We start from the raw sequence: 22799 nt of genomic DNA, 5'->3' as shown, positions 1-22799 counted from the left end.
AAATCTAAAAATAAATATTGATAAAAGTAAAAAAATAGGATATAATAACAATATAAAAACGAAAATCTTGTAGATAAATTCTAGGAGGGATTATGAAACTGATTAAAATACAAGTAGGTGGCTTACCTCACTTTAAAGAAAATTTAGAAATTGATTTTTTTGCACAGCAGAGAGTGCAGTCAGAGAATAACGATGGATTGTATCAGATATTCTCAAATATTTATGTTAATAATTCAATATCATTTATTGGCATTAATGCATCGGGAAAAACTACAATTTTAAGAGTGATAGCTTTTGTGATAAATTTATTGAACAATAAGCCAATCAATACGATTGAAACAAAGGAAATTTTAGAGGATATTAATGACGAGCAAACTGTAACTTTTACTACGTTTTTTTATCATTCAGGATTGCTTAACAAATTGGAAACTGTTATAAAAAAGACAATAAATCCAATCGATGAGAATACCAGATATATGATTGAAAGTGAAAACCTGTGGTCACAGAAATCGACAAAAATAAAAACGAAGAAGGGGATGTTTGATTTTCAAGGCATTCCTGCTGTGAAACGAAATCAGGACGAAGAATATCTGATGGATGATGTCAGTATAATTATTGCTTTTAATAAAAAGCATAAATCGAAAGTGTTCCTGTGTGACATGTCGAAATGGACAAATTTTAATATGCTGAATTTGCTGGGGAAATTTCCGAAAGAGCTTTTACTATTCCTCGACCCTAGTATTGAATATTTAAAATGTGCTGTAGATGAGAAAGATGTTGATATTCGGTTGAAATTTAAAGGAAAAGAAGAAATCTTAATGAACAATCCAATGGTATTGGACAAATATCTTTCTTCCGGCACTATAAAAGGAATCAGTGTGTTTATGAATGCTTTTTTTGCATTTGAAGATGGAGGATATCTTATTGTAGACGAGGTGGAAAATCACTTTAACAGGGAGATTGTTTCCACATTGATTCGATTTTTCCGGGATTCTAAGGTCAATAAAAATGGTGCAGTCATTATTTTCTCAACACATTATTCCGAACTATTAGATGAATTTGAACGAAATGATAATATTTTTATTGTTAGGAACCGGAACGGTATTTCGGCAGAGAACTTATCGAATATATTAAAAAGGAATGATATTAAAAAAAGTGAAGCATATCAAAGTGACTTTTTAGAAGGAACCGTTCCAACCTATGAAGCTTATATTGCCTTGAAAAAAGTCCTCATAAATCGTAACTAGAGGAGGAATACATATTGGGGAAATATATAGCTTGTATTTGTGAAGGTGGGGCAGAACGTGCAATACTTGATTTGCTTTTAGAGAACAATAAATTGATTTTTGAAAAAGAAAACCTGATTGAAGAAGAAATCCTTCGGTGTAGAAAAGGTAAGGATTTTGAAGAACGATATTTGAAAAAGGGATTTTCAGAAAAAATCACAGTTTATAGAGTTTTAGATTCCAGAAGAGAAAATTTTAAGCTCAGTCCAGCTTATGCAAAAAAAGTTGATGTTATTAACGTTATAACGGCACCTGAGATTGAAATGTTAATCATTTTGAATGAAGGGTTGTATTCCGAATTTAAAAAATCGGGAATAAAGCCAAGTGAATTTTGCAAAGCTAAGATGAAGGGCAAGGAGATTAAATCATATGATTTTGTTAAAGCATACTTCTCTAACGTAGATATACTGATTCACGCAATTTATGAATATCGGAGAGTATCAAATGTGCGAAACGGGGAGTGGACAATTTCTGATTTGCTTAATAGAGAAGAGGGTAAGTAGTACATGAGTATTTTAGAGGAGAAACTTAATTTAAAAGAGAAACAGAAATTAGAAAACATGTATTTGGGAGATAAAAATAGAGATCAAATGTTTTTTGCTTCCTGCGATGAACGTATTTGTAAATTACTTCATTATAAATTAAATGGTTGCGGCATAGATTTTTATGAGTTAAGAGAAAGAGACTTCGCATAATTAGCAGGTGTGTTGCATAATCACTATTGTGTATAATAGGAATATTTGTCTAAAAAGTTAAAATCTATAAATGATTTCGGTGTTAATTTGTTTTTATTGCTATAAATGAACATATATATATTTTCTAAATACTAACTTAGCACTAATTTACCATACTCCCTACGAAGTTATGCTGGTTTGCAGACTTGGAGCCTTGAAAAAGGCTCCAAAACTTTGTGACATTAACTTGATATCAGGGAGTCTGCCCATATGAAATATTCATATATTGTGATATAATATGGACATTAGGTACATGTTTACAGACAAGATATGGGATTGTGACACGAAAAATGAAATTTTTGTAGTAAAATGGGAGACTTAACAATATAATAATAGAGATAGGGAGTGGGAGGATGAATATCAGGGAGTCACTGGAAGAATTGGAAGAGCAGTATATGAGTCCCTATGCGTCCCTGAGCAGCAGGACAAGGGGGAGGGACAAGCCGGAGCCTTTATGTGACATGAGGCCTGAATACCAGCGTGACAGGGACCGTATACTGCACTCCAAGGCATTCAGGCGCTTAAAGCATAAGACCCAGGTGTTCCTTGCGCCTGAGGGCGACCATTACCGGACCAGGCTGACCCATACCCTTGAGGTATCCCAGATTGCCAGGACCATTGCCAAGACCCTGCGGCTGAACGAAAGCCTGACAGAGGCCATTGCCCTGGGCCATGACCTGGGCCACACCCCCTTTGGCCATTCCGGGGAATACATACTGAATAAGATCTGTGAGGATGGGTTTGCACATTATAAACAGAGCGTGCGCATCGTGGAGGTGCTGGAAAAGGATGGGAAGGGACTGAACCTGACGTGGGAAGTGAGGGACGGGATCTTAAACCACAGGACATCGGGGCACCCCTCCACCCTGGAGGGCGCCATTGTCCGGCTGTCGGATAAGATTGCCTATATCAACCATGATATTGACGATGCCATCCGGGCCAGGATGTTCAAGGAGGAGGATCTGCCCTGTGAGTATACGGAGGTCCTTGGACGCAGCGTGCGTGAGCGCCTTAATACCATGATTCACGACATTATCCTCAACAGCATGGATAAACCGGAGATACGCATGTCCGAGGGCATGGAGGATGCCATGCAGGGGCTTCGCAAGTGGATGTTTGACAATGTTTATAAGAACGACATCCCCAAGGCAGAGGAGGGCAAGGCCCAACAGATGATCACGCAGCTTTATGATTATTACATGAAGCATGTGGATAAGCTGCCCATGGAATATGTCCTGCTCATTGTAAACACAGGGGAGAAGAAGTCGCGGGTGGTCTGCGATTATATTGCGGGCATGAGCGATATTTATGCCATTGACCAGTTTGAGGAGCTGTTCGTCCCCAAGCGGTGGAACGTATATTAAGGCAGCATTAAGATACAGAAGGGAGATTCATACATGTACTATCCAGATGAAGTCATAGAAGAAGTGAGAATGAAGAACGACATCGTAGATGTGATTTCAGGATATGTAAAGCTTCAGAAAAAGGGAGCCAATTATTTTGGACTCTGTCCCTTCCATAATGAGAAGTCCCCATCTTTTTCCGTATCTCCGGGCAAGCAGATGTACTATTGTTTTGGGTGCGGCGCAGGTGGGAATGTACTTACTTTCGTGATGGAATATGAAAACTACACGTTCCAGGAAGCGCTGGCCCATCTGGCTGACCGGGCTGGGGTCAGCCTGCCTAAGATGGAGTACAGCAAGGAGGCCAGGGAGCAGGCGGAACACAGGGCCAGGCTGCTGGAAGTGAATAAACTGGCGGCCAATTATTTCTATTACCAGTTAAAACAGCCCCAGGGTAAGCTTGGATATGAGTATCTCCATGACAGAAGGGGACTTCTGGATGATACGATTGTGCATTTCGGCCTTGGATATTCCAATAAGACCAGCGACGACCTGTACCGTTTCCTGAAGGGGAAGGGGTATGAGGACAGTTTCCTGAAGGATACCGGGCTGGTGACACTGGAAGAGCGCGGGGGACGGGACAAGTTCTGGAACCGCGTCATGTTCCCAATCATGGATGTGAATAACCGCGTAATCGGATTCGGCGGCCGTGTCATGGGGGACGGGGAACCCAAATACTTAAATTCCCCCGAGACAAAGCTGTTTGATAAGAGCCGCAACCTGTACGGCCTTAATTATGCCAGGACTTCCAGGGAAGGATATCTGCTTATCTGCGAGGGGTACCTGGATGTGATTTCCCTGCACCAGGCGGGATTCACCAATGCGGTGGCGTCCCTGGGCACGGCATTTACCAGTCAGCACGCCAATGTGCTGAAACGCTACACGGACCAGGTCATCCTGACCTATGACAGCGATGGGGCCGGTATCAAGGCAGCCCTCAGGGCCATCCCCATCCTTAAGGAGGTGGGCATGTCCATCAAGGTGCTGAACATGAAGCCCCACAAAGATCCGGATGAGTTCATCAAGAACATGGGGGCTGATGCCTTCCGCCAGAGGATAAAGGAGGCCAAGAACAGCTTCCTGTTCGAGGTGGACGTGCTGAGACAGGGCTACCAGATGGATGACCCGGAGCAGAAGACCAGGTTCTACCAGGAAACAGCCAAAAAGCTCCTTCAGTTCGGGGAGGCCCTGGAGCGGGAGAATTACCTCCAGGCGGTTGCCAGGGAGCAGATGATTCCTGCGGATGAGCTGCGGGGGCTGGTGAACCGTATGGGTATGAGCTTTGGGATGAAGTCCGGTGACAGCCTGGACCATGGGGGCAAGGTACAGCACAGGGCCGTGGAAGAGGACATGTATCCTGATTACGGGTACTATGAAGGCTATGACGGCCCTCAGGAAGGATATTACGATTACGGGGAAGCAGGGCCGGAAGGCAGAAGCGGGTATCAGGATGGAGGGGAGGCGCGTCCCAAACGCCCCAAAAAGCCGGACAAGGAGGATGGCATCCGCCGTTCCCAGCGGCTTCTTCTCACATGGCTGATAGAAAATCCTGAGTTATTTGACAAGATTAAGGGTATCATTACAGCAGATGATTTTGTGGAGGATCTGTATCACCAGGTGGCACAGATGGTATTTGAGGGCCAGGCATCGGGTAACTTAAATCCGGCAGCCATACTCAGCCACTTCATCAATGATGAAGACCAGTACAAGGAAGTGGCGGCACTATTCAACGCAAGCCTCAAAGAGTCCTTAAACAATGAAGAACAGAAGAAGGCATTCTCCGAAACCGTCATGAAGGTCAGGAAGAACAGCCTGGATGCGGCCAGCCGCAATGCAAAAGATATAACCCAGTTACAGGAAATCATAAAGCAGCAGGCTGCGCTTAAGAAGCTGCGGATCTCACTGGATTAACAGCATTTCATAGGAAGGATGGACCGGTTATGGAAGGGACGAATGTGTTTGAGGAAAAACTGGCAGGACTGCTTGAGGAGGCAAAGAAGAAGAAAAATGTCCTGGAATATCAGGAGATTATAAGCTACTTTGGTTCGGAGCAGCCCACCAGTGACCAGATGGACCAGCTTTTTGATTTCCTGGAACAGAGCAAGGTGGATATCATCCGGATGGATTCAGCCCAGGAGCTGGATCCGGACCTGTTCATTGAAGAGGAAATCAGCCTGGAAGAAGAGGAAGAGATAGATGTGGAGCATCTGGACCTTTCTGTCCCTGAGGGCGTCAGCCTGGAAGACCCGGTGCGCATGTACCTGAAGGAAATCGGCAAGATTCCCCTGCTGTCCATGGAGGAGGAGATTGAACTGGCCAAGAGCATGGAGCTGGGCAGCGAGGATGCAAGAAAACGTCTGGCAGAATCCAACCTGCGCCTGGTGGTCAGCATTGCCAAGCGATATGTGGGGCGGGGCATGCAGTTCTTAGACCTGATACAGGAGGGGAACCTGGGATTGATTAAGGCCGTTGAAAAGTTTGACTACACCAAGGGCTATAAGTTCAGCACCTATGCCACCTGGTGGATACGCCAGGCCATCACAAGGGCAATTGCAGACCAGGCAAGGACCATCCGCATTCCCGTCCACATGGTGGAAACCATCAACCGTCTGGTGCGCACCTCCCGCCAGCTTCTCCAGGAACTGGGGCGGGAGCCTACCACGGAGGAGATTGCTGCCAGGGCGGACCTTCCCGTGGAGCGGGTGTCAGAAATCATGAAAATGGCCCAGGAGCCGGTATCCCTGGAGACACCCATCGGCGAGGAGGAGGACAGCCATCTGGGGGATTTCATCCAGGATGATAATGTGATGGTACCCCAGGACGCCGCGGCATTTACCCTTCTCCATGAACAGCTGATGGAAGTGCTGCTGACCCTGACGGAACGGGAGCAGAAGGTGTTAAAACTCAGGTTCGGCCTGGATGACGGCCGTCCAAGGACGCTGGAGGAAGTGGGAAGGCAATTTAATGTGACCAGGGAACGCATACGCCAGATTGAGGCAAAAGCCCTGCGCAAGCTGCGCCATCCCAGCAGAAGTAAAAAACTAAAGGATTATCTGGATGAATAATATGAAACAGGAAACAAATGATAAGATGGATATGACAGGGATGGGCGGCAACGGCTTAAAAGGCGTGGTGCGTCTGTCCCTGCGTTTAAAGGCAGTGGCTGACTTTGTAAGGCCGGGCAGCCGCATTGCGGATATCGGTACGGATCATGGATATGTGCCCATCCATCTGGCCCAGACAGGCCGGGCAGCCAGGGCCATTGCAATGGATGTGAGGCCGGGGCCTCTTGAGCGGGCCAGGGAACACATAAAGGAATATGAAGGGTGGGCCGCTAAAAATGCAGCAGCCGGCGGGCAGCCGTCCTTCTGCACCATCGAAGCCCGTCTGAGCGATGGTCTTAAGGAATTAAAACCAGGCGAAGCGGACACGGTCATCATCGCCGGAATGGGAGGGGAACTGGAAATCCGCATCCTGGAGGAAGGACGCCACATGTGGGACAGCGTCAGCCACTGGATCCTTTCCCCACAGTCTGATATACACAAGGTCAGGCTGTTCCTGGAAGAGAATGGCTTTGTCATTGAAGAGGAAGCCATGGTAAAAGATGAGGGGAAATATTATACCATCATGGATGTGGGCCGCGGCTCCATGACCTACTCGCGTCCCATATGGTATCGGTATGGGAAAATCCTTCTGGATAGGAAGGACGGCGTACTGAAGGAATATCTGGAGAAGGAACGGGCCAGGGTCCAGGGAATCCTGGATCATTTTAAGGCGCAGGGGGATGAAGGGATGGACCAGGTTCAGGAAATGGCCCCGGCACGGACAGCAATCCCCATGACAGAGGCACAGTTAAGGGCCAGGAATGCCCTTATGGAAGAATTGGGATGGATAAAGGAGGCACAGGATGAAATGCAGTGAGATCATTGAGATGTTAAGCAGTCTGGCGCCAGAGGGATGTGCGTGTGAATGGGACAATCCCGGGCTTCTGGCCGGAAGGAGCGATAAAGAGGTCAGGAAAATCTATATTGCCCTGGATGCCACGGACCAGGTGGTGGAATCAGCCATAGAGTCGGGCGCGGATATGCTGCTGACCCATCATCCCCTGATTTTTAAGGCAATCAAGAAGGTAAATGACCAGAATTTCATTACCAGAAGGCTGGTAAAGCTGATTCAGGCTGATATTTCCTACTATGCCATGCATACCAATTTTGATGCGGCCCCCGGCTGTATGGCCGACCTGGCCGCAGGACGCCTGGGCCTTACGGAATGCGTGCCCCTGGAAGCAATGGGCGAGATGGAAGGGAGCCAGGGCCTGGTGCCTTACGGAATCGGCAAGACCGGGTATCTCAGGGAACCAGTGACGGTGCGCAGTCTGGCACGGCAGGTCAAGGAGTCCTTTGGCCTTCCCTTTGCAGTGGTCTATGGACAGGAACTACTGGATACGGAGATAAATAAGGTTTCCGTGTGTCCGGGTGCCGGGGGCAGCGAGATTGAAGGGGCAATTGCCTCCGGTTCCCAGGTGCTGGTCACAGGCGATATCAGCCATCACCAGGGCATTGATGCTGCTGCAAGGAATATGGCGGTAATCGATGCAGGACATTACGGACTGGAACATATCTTCATTCCCTACATGGCTGACTATCTGGCCGCCAGGCTGGGGGAGGGCATAAAAGTAATCCAGGCGCCGCCATCATGGCCCACGGTCATCCTATAGGACAATAAAAAAGGAATGGGACTGCCTGAATAAGAAAGAGGAGGTAAAAGCCTTTGGTTCAAGTTAATGTAAACGGTTTTGTCCGGGAATATCCGGAGGGGACAACCTGGCTGGAAGTGGCTGAGGAATATCAGTACCAGTATGAGGATGACATCCTTCTGGTCCGTGTGAACGGAAAGCTCCAGGAGCTTCACAAGCATGTTAAAGACTGTGAGCTTACCTTCATCACTGCCAGGGACAAGCCTGGTTTGGCCACGTATCAGAGAAGCGCCTGCCTGATCATGCTGAAGGCATTTTATGCGGTTGCAGGCGCGGAGAATATAGAGAAGATAGTCATTGATTTTTCACTTGGAAGGGGATTCTTTGTGGAGGCCAGGGGTAACTTTGTGCTGGACAATGACCTTCTCATCCGGGTGAAGAACAAGATGGCGGAGTATGTGGCGCAGCAGATCCCCATCATGAAACGCAGTGTATCAACGGATGATGCGGTTGAGCTGTTCCACCGCCACAGGATGTATGATAAGGAGCGGCTGTTCCGGTACCGCAGGGTATCCAGGGTCAATATCTACAGCATTGACGGCTTCGAGGACTACTATTACGGATATATGGTCCAGAATACGGGATATATCCGGTACTTTGACCTGGTTCCTTACCACTATGGATTCGTGCTGCTTCTGCCCTCCAAGTCAGAGCCGAAAGTGGTGCCCAGGTTTGAACCCATGGACAAGCTGTTTGCAACACTGACAGAGTCCACCCAATGGGGGAGGAGGCTGGACCTGGAAACAGTGGGCGCCCTGAATGATAAGATTTCAAAGGGGGAGATGTCCCATCTGATACTGGTTCAGGAAGCGCTGCAGGAAAAGAAGATTGCAGAGATAGCGGCGCAGATTGCATCCAGGCGGAACGCTAAGTTCGTCATGATTGCAGGGCCGTCCTCCTCGGGCAAGACCACATTTTCCCACAGGCTTTCCGTGCAGCTGGAGGCAATCGGGCTTAAGCCCCATCCGATTGCGGTGGACAATTACTTTGTGGACCGGGTGAACAGCCCAAGGGATGAACATGGCAATTATAATTATGAGGTTCTGGAATGCCTGGACATCGACCTGTTTAACCAGAACATGATGGACCTTCTGGATGGGAAACGGGTGGAAATGCCCTACTATAATTTCAAGAAAGGCGTCAGGGAGTATAAGGGCAGTTTCCTGCAGCTGGGGCAGGAGGACATCCTGGTGATTGAAGGCATCCACTGCCTGAATGACAGGCTGTCCCATTCCCTGCCAAAGGAGAGTAAGTTCAAGATATACATCAGCGCCTTAACCCAGCTGAACGTAGATGAGCACAACCGGATTCCCACAACAGACGGACGTCTTATCCGAAGGATGATACGGGATGCCAGGACCAGGGGGTCATCGGCCCAGGACACCATCCGTATGTGGCCGTCCGTGCGCAAGGGCGAGGAGGAGAACATCTTCCCGTTCCAGGAGGAGGCGGACGCCATGTTCAACTCGGCCCTGGTCTACGAGTTCGCCGTGCTGAAGCAATATGCGGAGCCCCTGCTGTTCGGCATTCCCAAGGATTCGGAGGAATATCTGGAAGCAAAACGGCTTCTCAAGTTCCTGGATTATTTCATCGGTGTCAGCAGCGAGGACATACCGAAGAACTCAATCCTGCGGGAGTTCATCGGCGGAAGCTGCCTCAACGTTTAACCGGGGCCGGGCAGCGGCTTCCAGGCTGAGGCATTGTGGGCAGCGGCTTGGAAAATGACTGGACAAACCAGGGTTTCTATGATAAACTGTGTAAGTTGTGAGTAGGACAGATGGCCGCTGCTGCGATACCGCAAGGCCGCAGGAGAGGAAAGTCCGGGCTTCACAGGGCAGGGTGCCAGATAACGTCTGGCGGAGGCGACTCCAGGGACAGTGCAACAGAAATGTACCGCCTTTCCCGGCCTGACCGGGAAAGGTAAGGGTGGAAGGGCAGTGTAAGAGACTACCGCCCGCCTGGTAACAGGCGGGGCACATGTAAACCCCATCCGAAGCAAGACCGAACAGGAAGCATATGGCGGCCCGTCAGCTTCCGGGTAGGTTGCTTGAGGCTGCTGGCGACGGCAGTCCTAGATAGATGGCCATCCAACGACATAACCCGGCTTACCGTCCTGCTCACATACAACAGCATCCATGAAAAAAGTCTAAGATAATGAGTCTTAGGCTTTTTTATATGGTTTGGCTGTGTTTCTTAAGGAAAATTACCGTAAGTTTTAATAAATAGCCAGTATAATATACACAGCAGATTCAGGATGGTATTGTCCGGTCCGGATGGCGTGGGCCATACACTGGCATATTAACACCAGGCTCCATACATAGGCGCGTTAACACAGGATGCCGCCCGTGCAGATAGCGGGGATGGATGTCTGGACAGGATTTGGGAATTACAGAGGAAAAGAAGGAAGGTGGCGCAGGATGGAGCAGAAGAAAATGAAAATGAAGGAAATGCTCATAGGGCTTTGTATGGTTGCAGTCCTGGCCCTGGTGACATTTCACGTGCTTTTTCAGAACCATTCCATGGAAACCATGGGGGAAACCTTTCAGCGGGCGGAACTTAGGTTCGTGCTGCCTGCATTTTTCTGCATGTTCGTGTTCATCAACTGTGAAGCAGCCAATATACGGCTGCTTATGAGGACCTTCCATAAAAAGATTCCCTACAGACGCTCCCTGTCCTATTCCTTTGCAGGCTTTTATTTCAGCGCCATCACGCCTTCTGCCACGGGCGGACAGCCCATGCAGCTGTTTTACATGACCAGGGACGGGTTTGGATTTGCCCACAGTTCCTTTACACTTTTGGCCGTGGCGGCCGTGTATCAGATGACGGTGCTGGTGTATGGCAGCGTCATGGTACTCCTTAACCTGTCCTTTGTCATGTCCCAGGGAAGACTCATACAGTGGCTTCTGGTATTCGGTATCCTGGTCAATGGAATCTGCTCCGGCCTGATCCTGCTGATTATTTTAAACAGCCTTCTGGCAGAGCGGGTGGTACTGTGGGCCATCCGTATATTAACCAGGGTAAAGCTCATAAGGAACCGCAAAAAGGCCCAGCGCAAAATGGAGGGACTGATTAACGAATACAGCAGGGGAGGGGCGTATCTGAGACAGTACCCGCTGGTGGTTGTCAGGATGTTCCTTCGCGCGCTGATTCAGCTGACAGCCCTGTTCCTGGTACCTTACTTTGCCTGCCTGGCCCTTGGAATAGAGGCGGAACCTGGTCGGTTCCTTGCCATGCAGGCTATCCTGAGCCTTGCTGTGACCGCGGTTCCGCTTCCGGGGTCGGTTGGCGCCTCAGAGGGAAGTTTTATCTCGCTATACAGGCCCATACTTGGCGGGGGACAGGTTTTCCCGGTGATGATGCTGAGCCGCGGAATCAGCTTTTATGCGCTCCTTGCTGTCAGCGGCGCGGTGACGGCCGTGCTGCAGATGAACAGGAAGAAAGGGAAAATCAGTGTTTGACATATATAGATTATCTATATATAATTATGATATATAGAACGGCTATATAATGAACGAGCCATGGTATATGGAAGGGTATATGATAATCATGTAGTGGCATAAAGGATGTCCATAGATAAATCATATCATGATATATAGATTATCTATATATCCATCATCCATATAAAGATACCCAAACCCATCCAAAACTATCCATGAAAACAATACACGCGTCAACAGGAGGAATCAATTATGGCAGAAGAGAAGATTGTATCATCAGGCAATACATCCATGCTCCTTTTACAGCTTTTATCTGAAAAAGACATGTATGGCTATGAAATGATAGAAGAGCTGGAAAAACGCTCCGAATATGTATTCAGCCTGAAAGCGGGCACCATGTATCCGCTGCTCCACACCATGGAGTCCAGGAAACTGCTCATATCCTATGAAAAGGAAGCCCAGGGCAAGGTGCGCAGATATTATTCCATCACAAAGCAGGGCATGGCGGAACTGATAAGGAAAAAGGAGGCATGGGAAACCTATACAAAGGCAGTGGGACAGGTGATAGGAGGTGCCTTATATGGAAATGCATGAATATTTGTCTGAATTAACCGGGCAGATCCGTAATAAAAAGGCAAAGCAGGAGGTTGAGAGGGAAATCCGGACTCATATCGAAGACCAGGCCCAGGTTTATGAGCAGATGGGGCGGACCAGGGATGAGGCGCTGGAAGAAGCGGTCCGCCAGATGGGAAGCCCCGTGGAAGTAGGGATTGATATGGACCGTATCCACAGGCCAAAAAACAACTGGATGGTTTTGGGAATGGCAATGCTCTTAAGTCTGGCCGGGCTGTTGGTACAGTATTTCTGTATTTACCGGTTTGGTACAGAAAACCTGTACCGGATAAACCAGGATGCATTTGCCCGCCAATGCCTTTACACTTTCTTGGGATTGGGATTCATGTCAATCCTTTACTTTTGTGATTACAGTCTGTTTAGCAGATATGGGAAACTGATTGGAGGGCTGTTCCTGGTTTCAATCATCCTCGTCTGCAATCTGGGGATGGTCCAGGTCATCAATGGAGGACACAGCTATATGAAGACGGTCATGTATCTGTTCATTCCCATGTATGGAGGGATTCTCTACGGGTATCGCGGTACCGGTTATTCAGGTATCATCCGTTCCCTTTTATGGCTGCTGGCTGCTGCCTATACTTCATTTGCAGTGATTGGCGGCGGGATTGGCATTACACTGGATGTGATGTCTGTGTGCTTCATGATGCTGATGTATTCCCTGTTCAGGAACTGGTATCAGGTGAAACGGAAAAGCAGGCCGATTCTTGGGCTGGGGGCATTGGCCTTGGCGGGCGGATATTATTCCTACCTTGGAATGCATCCATATCAGATGGCAAGGTTAAGGGCAATCCTGAGTCCATGGGCCTATGCCAGGGAAGAGGCATTCCAGGTAGTGGTGACAAGGGATATCATGAAGCAGCTTAAATTCCTGGGCGGGCTTACAAAGGGCGGTACGCCGGAGGGAACCCCAATCCATTTGCTTCCTGGTGCACAATATGATTATGTGATGCTGCAGGCAGCCTCCACCTGGGGAGTCCTGGCAGTAGGAATCCTGGCCGGATTGTTAATCCTGTTTTTGTTCCTGCTGTTCCACATGGTGAAAAAGCAGAAGAATCAGCTTGGGCAGCTGATTGGTTATGGATGTGTCATGATCCTTGCCCTGGAAACAGGCTGGAACCTGATGCTGAACCTTGGATTCGTCTTTGTGTCCACGGCCGGGCTTCCCTTTTTTACATATGGGGGATATCACACGGTTGCTGTCTATGGACTGCTCGGAATCCTGCTTAGCATATACCGCTATCAGGACCTGATATGGGAAAGGAGTCCGAAAATGAAAGCGGAAGACAATCATGTACTGGCTCAATTGGGAAGATATAGAATCCGCATAGAGAAAATGGACCTCTGATAAATTGTGAATTGTTGAAAAACTCTTTTGATATGTCAAGGTAATTTTAATCACTTTGTGGAATTTGTTTGATAAATATCGAACGATATTGATTGTTTTCTAACAATATTGACAATATTTGTATAATGGCTTATGATAATAGTGAAACGAAGTGTATTAATAAAAAGGAGGTATTGTTATGGCGAAAGATCCGTTATTGTTATTGGATAATAGTATGCTGGCTTATATTTTGGGGAATGGCGACTACCGTTTCACTAATATTGCATTTGAAGAAGCAAAAGCCATCATGGAGATGAAGGGAGCGGCGGATATTGTACGCGTCTTTTCAAACCCTGAATTGGAACATATCATGTTTGAATATCTGGATATTGAACGACAGGATTTCGCATACGCACCGGTAAAAGATATGCATGTTGGTCAGGATGCGCTTGCGTTTAAACTGTACATAACACCTTCAGGAACACAGCCTATTGTGTTGGGAGATGATGGGCAGCAGGCCAAGAAGATAAAGAATCTGTATATTTACTGCCAGCATGTGGTGCGGCTGAAATAAGGCTGGATTATTCTGTGGATTGAAAGTATGATATTTATTTGTAGAATTTGGAATTAAGAATAGCCCCCTCAGTCATCTGTTGATTTGAGGGGGCTTTCTGCGTCCTTCGTACCTGTGTATCCAATCTGCTGGGAATTCGCCCGGCGGACGCCAGCCTGATTTTACTATATGGCCAAGTTTATCATATAAGTGATTTTATTTTACAACATCCAGGTTGAAACCGAAGTATTTTACGGAATTGTTATAGCAGATGCCTTTGATGATGTCCTCTAAGGCTTTCATGTCTGCGGGATACTCCCCGTTTTCTACCCAGCCGCCGATGAGTTCGCACAGGATGCGGCGGAAGTATTCGTGTCTGGTGTAGGACAGGAAGCTTCTGGAGTCTGTGAGCATACCGATGAAGTTGCCCAGGCAGCCCAGGTTTGCAAGGCTGGTCATCTGCTCAGTCATTCCCACCTTGTGGTCATTGAACCACCATGCAGAACCCTGCTGGATCTTGCCCGGGAACTTGTCCTGGAAGCAGCCGATGATGGTGCCGATGGAGGCATTGTCATTGGGGTTCAGTGAGTAGAGGATGGTCTTTGGTATCTCATTGGAAGCGCTCAGTGCATTTAAGAAGTCAGCCATCTGTGCGCTGGGGGCGTAATTGTTGATGCAGTCAAAACCGGTATCAGCGCCAATCTGCTCAAACATGTAGGCGTTGTTGTCGCGCTTGCAGCCGTAATGGATCTGCATGATCCAGCCCATCCTGGTGTATTCACGGGCAACAAAGAGCATGAATGCGGTCTTGAACTTCAGTTCTTCTTCCTTGGTAATGGCCTCTCCCTTTAACCCCTTGGCAAGGATGGCGTCAATTTCAGCCTCATCCGCGGGAACGTACATTACATATTCAAGTGCGTGGTCAGATACACAGCATCCCATGGAGGTGAAGAATGCCATACGGTTCTTAAGGGCTTCCTTTAAGGAGGCAAAATCAGTTACCTTAACACCGCTGACCTGGGAGAGCTGCGCCATGTAAGCTGCAAAGGTTGGCTTCTCGACGTTCATGGCCTTGTCCGGTCTCCAGGCAGGAAGGACCTGTACGTCAAATGTGTCATCCTCGGCAATCTTCTTGTGCCACTCCAGTGTGTCAACCGGGTCATCGGTGGTGCAGATAAGGGTGACATTGGACTGCTTAATCAGGTTGCGGACTGTCATGGAATCCTCCTGCAGCTTTGCGTTGCAGAGGTTCCATACTTCCTCAGCCGTATCTCCGTTTAAGAAGCCTTGGTAACCAAAATACTTCCTCAGTTCCAGATGGCTCCAGTGGTACAGCGGGTTGCCGATTAACTTGGGCATGGTTTCTGCCCATGCTTTGAACTTCTCCCAGTCCGTGCTGTCTCCGGTCACGTACGTTTCGTCTATGCCGTTGGAGCGCATCTGGCGCCACTTGTAATGGTCGCCGCCCAGCCATACCTGGGTGATATTATCAAACTTGCGGTCTTCGTAAATCTCCTGCGGATTGATGTGGCAGTGATAGTCAAGAATCGGCATGTTCTCTGCGAAATCATGATACAGCTCCTTTGCCATATCACTGGATAATAAGAAGTCCTTGTCCATAAATGCTTTCATGTTGTTAATCCTCCTTAAGAATTAAAAATTAGTGGTTTTTCTTTTTATTAAATCAGAGGCGATCGTGGTCCGGCTGGGCACATTCACGCCGCTGAAAACCCCCATAAGTGTGTTGATGGTGGTGGTGCACAGTGCTTCTACCTTGCTGTCAATGGATGTTATCTCCGGATCCGTGCACTGGGACAGGATGGAGTTGTTGTATCCGATGATATTCAGTTCATCGGGTATGGAAATGCCGGATGCGTGGGCATACTTAACAGTACCCACGGCCAGGGAATCATCGCTTGTCATGACCGCGTCAAATTCCAGTCCCTGTCCATGAAGGGACACAAGCAGTTCCTTGGCAGCAGATATGTCCTTGGGACACTGCCGGATCAGTTCATCGCAGGGGGCCATGCCGTAAGCTTTCAGGGCATCCTTGTAGCCCTCCAGCTTGTTGACCCCGCTGTAGGAATAGCTGGTGTAAAGATACAGGATACGCCTCCTGCCGGCCTTAAGGAGCTGGGAAGCGGCGCCGTACATGGCAGCATGGTCATCGCACACCGTACTGTAGATATTATCCCCTTCCAGGTATCCGTTAACCAGCATGATGGGAAGTTCTGAAGCAGCTTCCGTAATATATGCATTATCCTTGGGCCGCATCTCCACAAACTTGGAGCCGGCCAGGATGATGGCATCCACACGTTTGGAGCGCAGCAGCTCAAAATACTTCTGCTTTGCATCCAGGTCATATCCTGTGCAGCACAGGATTGCATCATAATTATGGGACCTGAGTCCGCGTTCCAGATAGTAGATGGCACCCGCCAGATAGGGGTCGGAGGAATCGGAACACATGATCCCGATGGTCTGCATGGTATTAAGCCCCAGTCCCCTGGCAAATACATTCGGGGTATATCCCAGGTCATCCATGACCTTAAGGACCTTTTCCCTGGTCTTTTCACTGACGTTGGGATTGCCGTTCAGTACCCTGGAAACAGTTGCAATGGATACCCCTGCATGTTCAGAGACATCGTATATATTCATAAAATAACCTCACATTCTGTAAGCGCTTACAAGCTAAGTTCATTATACATATTCCGCGTAAATATTGCAATACTTTTCTATTTTTTTATTGACTTATTCCTTGAAAATGAGTAGAATAATTGTAAGTACTTACAATAAAGCGGGCACACCAAATAACAATGATAGGAGAATGTAAAGACCATGCAGGATATTGTTAAGATTAACAGGAACGATAATGTCGCCGTTGCGCTGCGGCCTGTTTCAAAGGGCGAGACACTTGACGTGGAGGGCAGGAAGGTAGCCATTCAGGAAGATATCCCACAGGGACATAAGTTTGCCCTGAAGGACATTGGAAACGGTGCAGAAGTCATTAAGTATGGTTTCCGCATCGGATATGCAAAGGAAGATATTAAGGAAGGCGGATGGGTCCATGTCCATAATGTGAGGACAGCCCTGGGAGATGTCCTTACCTATGATTATACGCCGGACGGAACGGATGTCCAGCCAACGGAGCACGTTTACTTTGACGGTTACCGCAGGTCTGACGGCAAGGCGGGTATCCGCAATGAAATCTGGATTATTCCCACGGTAGGATGTGTGAATTCCATTGCCAAGGCGCTTGAGGCCCGGGCCAGGGAACTGGTAAAGGGCAGTGTGGAGGATGTGATAGCATTTCCCCATCCATATGGATGTTCCCAGATGGGGGATGACCAGGAAAACACCAGGAAGGTGCTGGCCGACATGATCCATCACCCCAACGCAGGCGGCGTGCTGGTACTTGGACTGGGCTGTGAGAACAGCAATATTCCTGTGCTGATGGATTACATCGGGGATTATGACAAGGACCGTGTGAAATTCCTCCAGTGCCAGGATGTGGAGGATGAGATGGAGGCGGCCATGGACCTGTTAAAGGAACTGGCAGTGTATGCAGGGGCATTTACCAGGGAGAAGATTGATGCCAGCGAGCTTGTGATTGGAATGAAGTGCGGCGGCTCTGACGGACTTTCCGGCATAACGGCCAACCCGGTGGTAGGCGCATTCTCAGACCTTCTGGTAAGCAAGGGCGGAACCACCATCCTGACAGAGGTGCCGGAGATGTTCGGGGCGGAGACATTGCTCATGAACCGCTGCGCCACGCCTGAACTGTTTGAAAAGACCGTGAACCTGATTAACGGATTCAAGGATTATTTTACCAGCCACAACCAGACCATCTATGAGAACCCCTCGCCAGGCAATAAGAAGGGCGGCATCTCCACCCTGGAGGACAAGTCCCTGGGCTGTACCCAGAAGTCAGGCAGCGCCCTGGTAAGAGGCGTCCTGGAATACACGGAGATGGTCAAGGTAAAGGGACTGAACCTTTTAAGCGCCCCGGGCAATGACCTGGTGGCATCCACTGCCCTGGCCCTGTCCGGCGCCCATATGGTCCTGTTCACCACAGGAAGGGGAACGCCCTTTGCATCCCCTGTGCCTACAGTGAAGATTTCCAGCAATTCAAAGCTGGCAGGACACAAGGATAACTGGATTGATTTCAATGCGGGACGCATGGTGGAGGATATGACCAAGGAAGAACTGGCAGAAGAACTGTTGGATTATGTGCTTGCAGTTGCTTCCGGCAGGAAAGTGAAGTCAGAAGAGGCTGGCTTCCATGATATGGCAATCTTTAAGCAGGGAGTTACACTGTAGGAAACCCGGCGGCAGTAGGTAAGTCCGGTGGCAGCAATTAAGCCCGGCGGCAGGAATTAAGTCCGGCGGCAGCAATTAAGCCCGGCGGCAGGAATTAAGTCCGGTAGCAGTAGTTAACCTGATAGCCGGATACCGTCATCACAGGCACAGCCGCCGGACCGTTGGATAAAATAGCGCGAAAAACAGTTGTTTATGGAGGAATTACCCCTTGCATCACAGGGACAGATGATGTATACTGAATCTATAATATCGTATATACGGATTGAGAATGCATATACGAATACAATGTCTGCATATCCAAATCCATTTGCATATACGGGTGACATACATGTGACAGAAGGTGGGAGGTATCCATGAAATTAAACAGAACCACACTGCGGACCATAGACATACTGAAACTGGTGTCCAAGAAGCCGGACGGGATTACGCTGGACGAGATATGCGAGAAGCTTGACCTGCCCAAGACAAGCGGCTACGACATCGTGACAACACTGGTACAGACCGGGATGATTCATGTGGCCAGAGGGCAGAAGCAGCGTTATACCATCGGGCTTACGGCATACAGGATCGGCATCAACTATACCAATAACCTGGATTTCATCAGCACCATTGACCCGGTGCTGAAGGCATTTTCAAGGGAGGTGGGAAAGACCGTATTCTTTGGCATCCGCTCCGACGATGCCATTGTCTACATCTGCAAATTTGAGCCGGAGAACCCCATCATCACCACAGCCACTGTGGGCACCAAGAATCCGATTTACTGCACTTCCCTGGGAAAGGCCATCCTGGCTTACTCGGATGAGGAGGAGACAGGGCAGCTGATGGAGCGCATTACATTTAAGAAGCATACGGAGCGGACCATAGTTACCAGGGAGGAACTGGAGAAGGAACTGGAGCGTGTTCGTGACAAGGGCTATGCTTTTGACGCAAGGGAGCTGGAGGAACACATGGAATGTGTGGGATCGCCGGTATTTGGCCAGGACGGCAATGTCATGGGCGCCATCAGCGTATCCAGCCTTTACAAACCCACGGAAGATTACGATGCGCTGGGCTGCCTGGTGCGGACCAAGGCGGCAGAGATATCAAGGCTGCTGGGCTTTTTGGGAAAATGCTGAAAAGGCAGTAGAAAAACTTATATTTTTACATCTTTTGCTGTTGACAAATCAAGCGGTAGCGATTAAAATTTAAGTATAAAATCGCAAATATGAAATTGATTCGTATATGCGAATTTGCGGAAAGAAGGAGAAGCGAAATGAAAAAAGAACAAGTTTTATCAAGAATGAAAGAGGACTGTCTGGTTGCGGTTGTCCGTGCAAAGAATTACGAGCAGGGTGAGAAGGTAGTTGACGCCATCATCGAGGGCGGCATCAACTTCATTGAGCTGACCATGACCATGGATGAAGGCGACCCTGTTGAGTTCATCAAGATGATGGCTAATAAGTATAAAGATAACGACAAGATTGTAATCGGCGCAGGTACCGTATTGGATCCTGAGACAGCAAGGGCATGCATCCTGGCCGGCGCCAACTATATCGTAAGCCCTGGCCTGAATGTGGACACCATCAAGCTGTGCAACCGCTACAGGGTTCCCATGCTCCCGGGCGTCATGACCCCAACCGAGGCAATCACCGCACTGGAAGCCGGATGCGATATCATCAAGGTATTCCCTGGCAATATTGTGGGACCGGCAGCCATCAGCTCCTTCAAAGGACCTCTTCCACAGGGCGAGTTCATGCCATCCGGCGGCGTTGACGTTGACAATGTGGACAAGTGGATCAAGGCAGGCGCATATGCAGTTGGAACCGGCTCCAGCCTGACCAAGGGCGCTAAGACCGGCGATTTCGCAGCAGTTACAGCTAAGGCCCAGGAATTCGTACAGGCCGTGGCAGCAGCAAGGGCAAAATAACCAACCCATTCAATTTGAATCATAATCAGGTAAATAAAAGGAGAATCATACAATGGCAAAAATAGTTACCATGGGCGAAATCATGTTAAGATTATCTACCCCGAACAATGAGAAATTCATCCAGGCAGACGAGTTCGATATCAATTACGGCGGCGGAGAGGCCAACGTGGCAGTATCCCTTGCAAACTACGGACATGACGTTCAGTTCGTGACAGCTATCCCGAAGAACCCAATCGGTGACTGCGCAGTAGCAGCCCTGAGGAAATACAATGTAGGAACCAAGCACATCGCAAGAAGCGGCGAGAGACTGGGAATCTATTTCTTAGAGACAGGCTCTGCCATGAGGGCTTCCAATGTTGTTTATGACCGTGCAAACAGCGCCATTGCAACAGCTACCCCGGACGAGTTTAACTTTGATGAGATTTTTGCTGATGCTGACTGGTTCCACTTTACCGGTATCACACCAGCTGTCAGCGATGCTGCAATCGAACTGACAGAGGCAGCCTTAAAGGCAGCCAAGGCTCACGGCGTAACCGTATCCGTTGACCTGAACTTCCGTAAGAAACTGTGGTCTTCCGAGAAGGCACAGAAGGTCATGACTAACCTGATGCAGTATGTTGACGTGTGCATCGGCAACGAAGAGGACGCTGAGAAGGTCCTGGGCTTTAAGCCAGGCAACACGGACGTTACCTCCGGGGAACTGGAACTGGCTGGATATGTTGACATCTTCAACCAGATGGCTGATAAGTTTGGATTTAAGTACATCATCAGCTCCCTGCGTGAGAGCTTCAGCGCATCCGACAACGGCTGGTCCGCATGCATCATGGACGGTAAGACACGTGAGTTCTATCACTCCAAAAAGTACCGTGTTACCCCAATCGTTGACCGTGTTGGCGGCGGCGACTCCTTTGCAGGCGGCTTAATCTGCGGTCTGGCAGACGGCAAGGACATGAAGGCTGCCCTGGAATTCGCAGTAGCAGCATCTGCATTAAAGCACACCATCCCTGGCGACTTCAACCTGGTTACACGCGCTGACGTAGATAACCTGGCTGGCGGCGACGGTTCAGGACGTGTTCAGAGATAATCACTTTTATATGTAATCACCAGACAATTTGGAAGCGGCTAATCCTCTATGGGAATTAGCCGTTTCTTATATAAAGAAAAAGGAGAGTTATGATGGGAATGAATAACAGCAGGAATTTTGATCTTCTGACCCTGGGTCAGGTATTGCTCAGGCTTTCACCGCCTGATAATGAGCGTCTGTCCAGAGGGGATACATTTGTGAAGCAGGTAGGCGGGGCAGAACTGAACGTGGCCGTGGGCGCGGCCCTGTTAGGACTCCACACAGGCGTCATTTCCAAGCTTCCGGCCCATGATATAGGAAGCTTCATGAAAGGTAAGATCCGTTCCTTCGGGGTCAGTGATGATTTCTTCATGTATGACCAGTCCTCATCTGCCCGTGTGGGAATTTACTATTATGAGAACGGCGCATACCCCAGAAAACCAAAGGTGATTTATGACCGCAACAACAGTTCCTTTTTCTCCCTGGACATTAATGAAATCCCGGAGGAAGTTTACACGGCATCCAAGTGCTTCCATACAACCGGAATTACCCTGGCCCTGAACGGGGATATACGTGAGACTACCATCGAGATGATTAAGCGTTTCAAGGCAGCTGGAACCCTGGTGTCCTTTGATGTGAACTTCCGCGGCAATCTGTGGACCGGGGACGAGGCCAGGGAATGTATCCTGCGTATCCTGCCCTATGTGGACATCTTCTTCTGTTCAGAGGACACGGCGCGGCTTACATTCCTAAAAACAGGCACTGCCCGGGAAATGATGAAGAGCTTTACGGAAGAGTTCCCCATCTCCATCGTGGCCTCCACCCAGAGGATTGTCCACAGCCCCAAGCGCCACACATTCGGTTCCGTGATTTACGATGCTGCCAGGAATGAATATTACGAGGAGGAGCCTTACCGCGACATCGAGGTGGTTGACCGCATCGGAAGCGGGGACGCCTATATTTCCGGCGCCCTGTACGGACTGCTCAGCAGCGGCGGCGACTGCCAAAAGGCCATTGCCTACGGCAATGCAACCGCTGCAGTTAAGAATACCATCCCCGGCGACCTTCCCTCCTCCAACCTGGACGAGATAGAAACCATCATCAAAGCCCATAACCAGAAGGGACCGCAGCTGGAGATGGCGCGATAAGGATTAAGGGGCTTTCCGTGATATCTTAAGATAGGGTTCCCTCTTTTGTAAAAAATTTGCAACAATCGTCATAACGTTAATCCTTATTTCAGAATTATTAAGAAATCCTTTATTGGATATAGGGAGGAAATGATATATACTTCTCATACAGACATCAATAATGCCCTAGAGCGTGTTTGAAAATTATATATCCTTAGTCATTTTAACCAAATTAAGATTGAAGCAATGCATATGAACCC

At 48.6% G+C, this 22799-nt stretch carries 20 protein-coding genes and 1 other RNA gene; 19 read left to right on the top strand and 2 right to left on the bottom strand.

The annotated features are described in order from the left end of the window. Positions 1–92: 92 nt before the first annotated feature. From LK536_RS40090 to LK536_RS40025, 14 genes are all read left to right on the top strand, one after another. Positions 93–1247, top strand: coding sequence for an AAA family ATPase (locus LK536_RS40090; RefSeq protein ID WP_025487023.1), 1155 nt, complete (start codon positions 93–95; stop codon positions 1245–1247). Between the two features lie 14 nt (positions 1248–1261). Next, positions 1262–1789 carry a hypothetical protein gene (locus LK536_RS40085; RefSeq protein ID WP_008716725.1) on the top strand — a complete coding sequence of 176 codons (528 nt, stop codon included), beginning with the start codon at positions 1262–1264 and terminating at the stop codon, positions 1787–1789. A 3-nt stretch (positions 1790–1792) separates the two neighbouring features. After that, positions 1793–1981 (top strand): hypothetical protein, encoded by a 189-nt coding sequence (locus LK536_RS40080; protein WP_227796023.1) that lies wholly within the window; start codon positions 1793–1795, stop codon positions 1979–1981. Positions 1982–2373: 392 nt separating this feature from the next. After that, positions 2374–3384, top strand: coding sequence for a deoxyguanosinetriphosphate triphosphohydrolase (locus LK536_RS40075; RefSeq protein ID WP_227796024.1), 1011 nt, complete (start codon positions 2374–2376; stop codon positions 3382–3384). A gap of 33 nt (positions 3385–3417) precedes the next feature. After that, positions 3418–5334 (top strand): DNA primase, encoded by a 1917-nt coding sequence (dnaG, locus tag LK536_RS40070; protein WP_227796025.1) that lies wholly within the window; start codon positions 3418–3420, stop codon positions 5332–5334. A gap of 29 nt (positions 5335–5363) precedes the next feature. Next, a complete protein-coding gene (rpoD, locus tag LK536_RS40065) occupies positions 5364–6488 on the top strand; it encodes an RNA polymerase sigma factor RpoD (RefSeq protein WP_008716718.1) in 1125 nt (374 codons plus the stop codon). Position 6489: 1 nt separating this feature from the next. Next, on the top strand, positions 6490–7344 hold the full coding sequence (locus tag LK536_RS40060; RefSeq protein WP_227796026.1) for a tRNA (adenine(22)-N(1))-methyltransferase: 855 nt from the start codon (positions 6490–6492) through the stop codon (positions 7342–7344). Then, a complete protein-coding gene (locus tag LK536_RS40055) occupies positions 7331–8140 on the top strand; it encodes a Nif3-like dinuclear metal center hexameric protein (protein WP_227796027.1) in 810 nt (269 codons plus the stop codon). Before LK536_RS40060 ends, LK536_RS40055 begins: the two co-directional genes overlap by 14 nt. Positions 8141–8193: 53 nt before the next feature. Then, the gene (locus LK536_RS40050; protein WP_008716715.1) at positions 8194–9846 is read left to right on the top strand and encodes a nucleoside kinase; all 1653 of its coding nucleotides are present in this window, start codon (positions 8194–8196) and stop codon (positions 9844–9846) included. 98 nt (positions 9847–9944) lie between these two features. After that, positions 9945–10303: RNase P RNA component class A (gene rnpB / locus LK536_RS40045), an RNA gene on the top strand. 293 nt (positions 10304–10596) lie between these two features. Beyond that, a complete protein-coding gene (locus LK536_RS40040) occupies positions 10597–11637 on the top strand; it encodes a lysylphosphatidylglycerol synthase transmembrane domain-containing protein (protein ID WP_008716713.1) in 1041 nt (346 codons plus the stop codon). 231 nt (positions 11638–11868) lie between these two features. Next, the gene (locus LK536_RS40035; protein WP_008716712.1) at positions 11869–12210 is read left to right on the top strand and encodes a PadR family transcriptional regulator; all 342 of its coding nucleotides are present in this window, start codon (positions 11869–11871) and stop codon (positions 12208–12210) included. Beyond that, positions 12197–13594, top strand: a complete 1398-nt coding sequence (locus tag LK536_RS40030; RefSeq protein WP_227796028.1) for an FtsW/RodA/SpoVE family cell cycle protein — start codon at positions 12197–12199, stop codon at positions 13592–13594. Before LK536_RS40035 ends, LK536_RS40030 begins: the two co-directional genes overlap by 14 nt. Before the next feature lie 178 nt (positions 13595–13772). Next, on the top strand, positions 13773–14147 hold the full coding sequence (locus LK536_RS40025; protein WP_008716710.1) for a hypothetical protein: 375 nt from the start codon (positions 13773–13775) through the stop codon (positions 14145–14147). Positions 14148–14342: 195 nt separating this feature from the next. Here LK536_RS40025 and uxaC read toward each other — a convergent pair whose 3' ends face one another. Both uxaC and LK536_RS40015 read right to left on the bottom strand, forming a co-directional pair. Further along, positions 14343–15758 (bottom strand): glucuronate isomerase, encoded by a 1416-nt coding sequence (gene uxaC / locus LK536_RS40020; RefSeq protein ID WP_008716709.1) that lies wholly within the window; start codon positions 15756–15758, stop codon positions 14343–14345. 21 nt (positions 15759–15779) lie between these two features. After that, positions 15780–16781, bottom strand: a complete 1002-nt coding sequence (locus LK536_RS40015) for a LacI family DNA-binding transcriptional regulator (RefSeq protein ID WP_008716708.1) — start codon at positions 16779–16781, stop codon at positions 15780–15782. 180 nt (positions 16782–16961) lie between these two features. Here LK536_RS40015 and LK536_RS40010 point away from each other — a divergent pair, with 180 nt between their 5' ends. The 5 genes from LK536_RS40010 (at position 16962) to LK536_RS39990 (ending at position 22560) form a co-directional block, all read left to right on the top strand. Further along, entirely contained in the window at positions 16962–18443 is a 1482-nt protein-coding gene (locus LK536_RS40010) for a UxaA family hydrolase (protein ID WP_227796029.1), read from the top strand. Between the two features lie 353 nt (positions 18444–18796). Next, on the top strand, positions 18797–19558 hold the full coding sequence (locus tag LK536_RS40005; RefSeq protein ID WP_025487031.1) for an IclR family transcriptional regulator: 762 nt from the start codon (positions 18797–18799) through the stop codon (positions 19556–19558). A gap of 137 nt (positions 19559–19695) precedes the next feature. Continuing rightward, positions 19696–20349, top strand: coding sequence for a bifunctional 2-keto-4-hydroxyglutarate aldolase/2-keto-3-deoxy-6-phosphogluconate aldolase (locus tag LK536_RS40000; RefSeq protein ID WP_008716701.1), 654 nt, complete (start codon positions 19696–19698; stop codon positions 20347–20349). Between the two features lie 52 nt (positions 20350–20401). Next, the gene (locus LK536_RS39995; RefSeq protein ID WP_008716699.1) at positions 20402–21433 is read left to right on the top strand and encodes a sugar kinase; all 1032 of its coding nucleotides are present in this window, start codon (positions 20402–20404) and stop codon (positions 21431–21433) included. A gap of 92 nt (positions 21434–21525) precedes the next feature. After that, a complete protein-coding gene (locus LK536_RS39990) occupies positions 21526–22560 on the top strand; it encodes a sugar kinase (RefSeq protein WP_008716697.1) in 1035 nt (344 codons plus the stop codon). The last annotated feature ends 239 nt before the right edge of the window (positions 22561–22799 follow it).

Origin of the sequence: Clostridium pacaense (assembly GCF_020709765.2) — a bacterium.
Taxonomy (GTDB): Bacteria; Bacillota; Clostridia; order Lachnospirales; family Lachnospiraceae; genus Enterocloster; species Enterocloster hominis.
The sequence above is the reverse complement of the archived record's forward strand: the minus strand, read 5'-3'. Positions and strand labels throughout refer to the sequence as shown.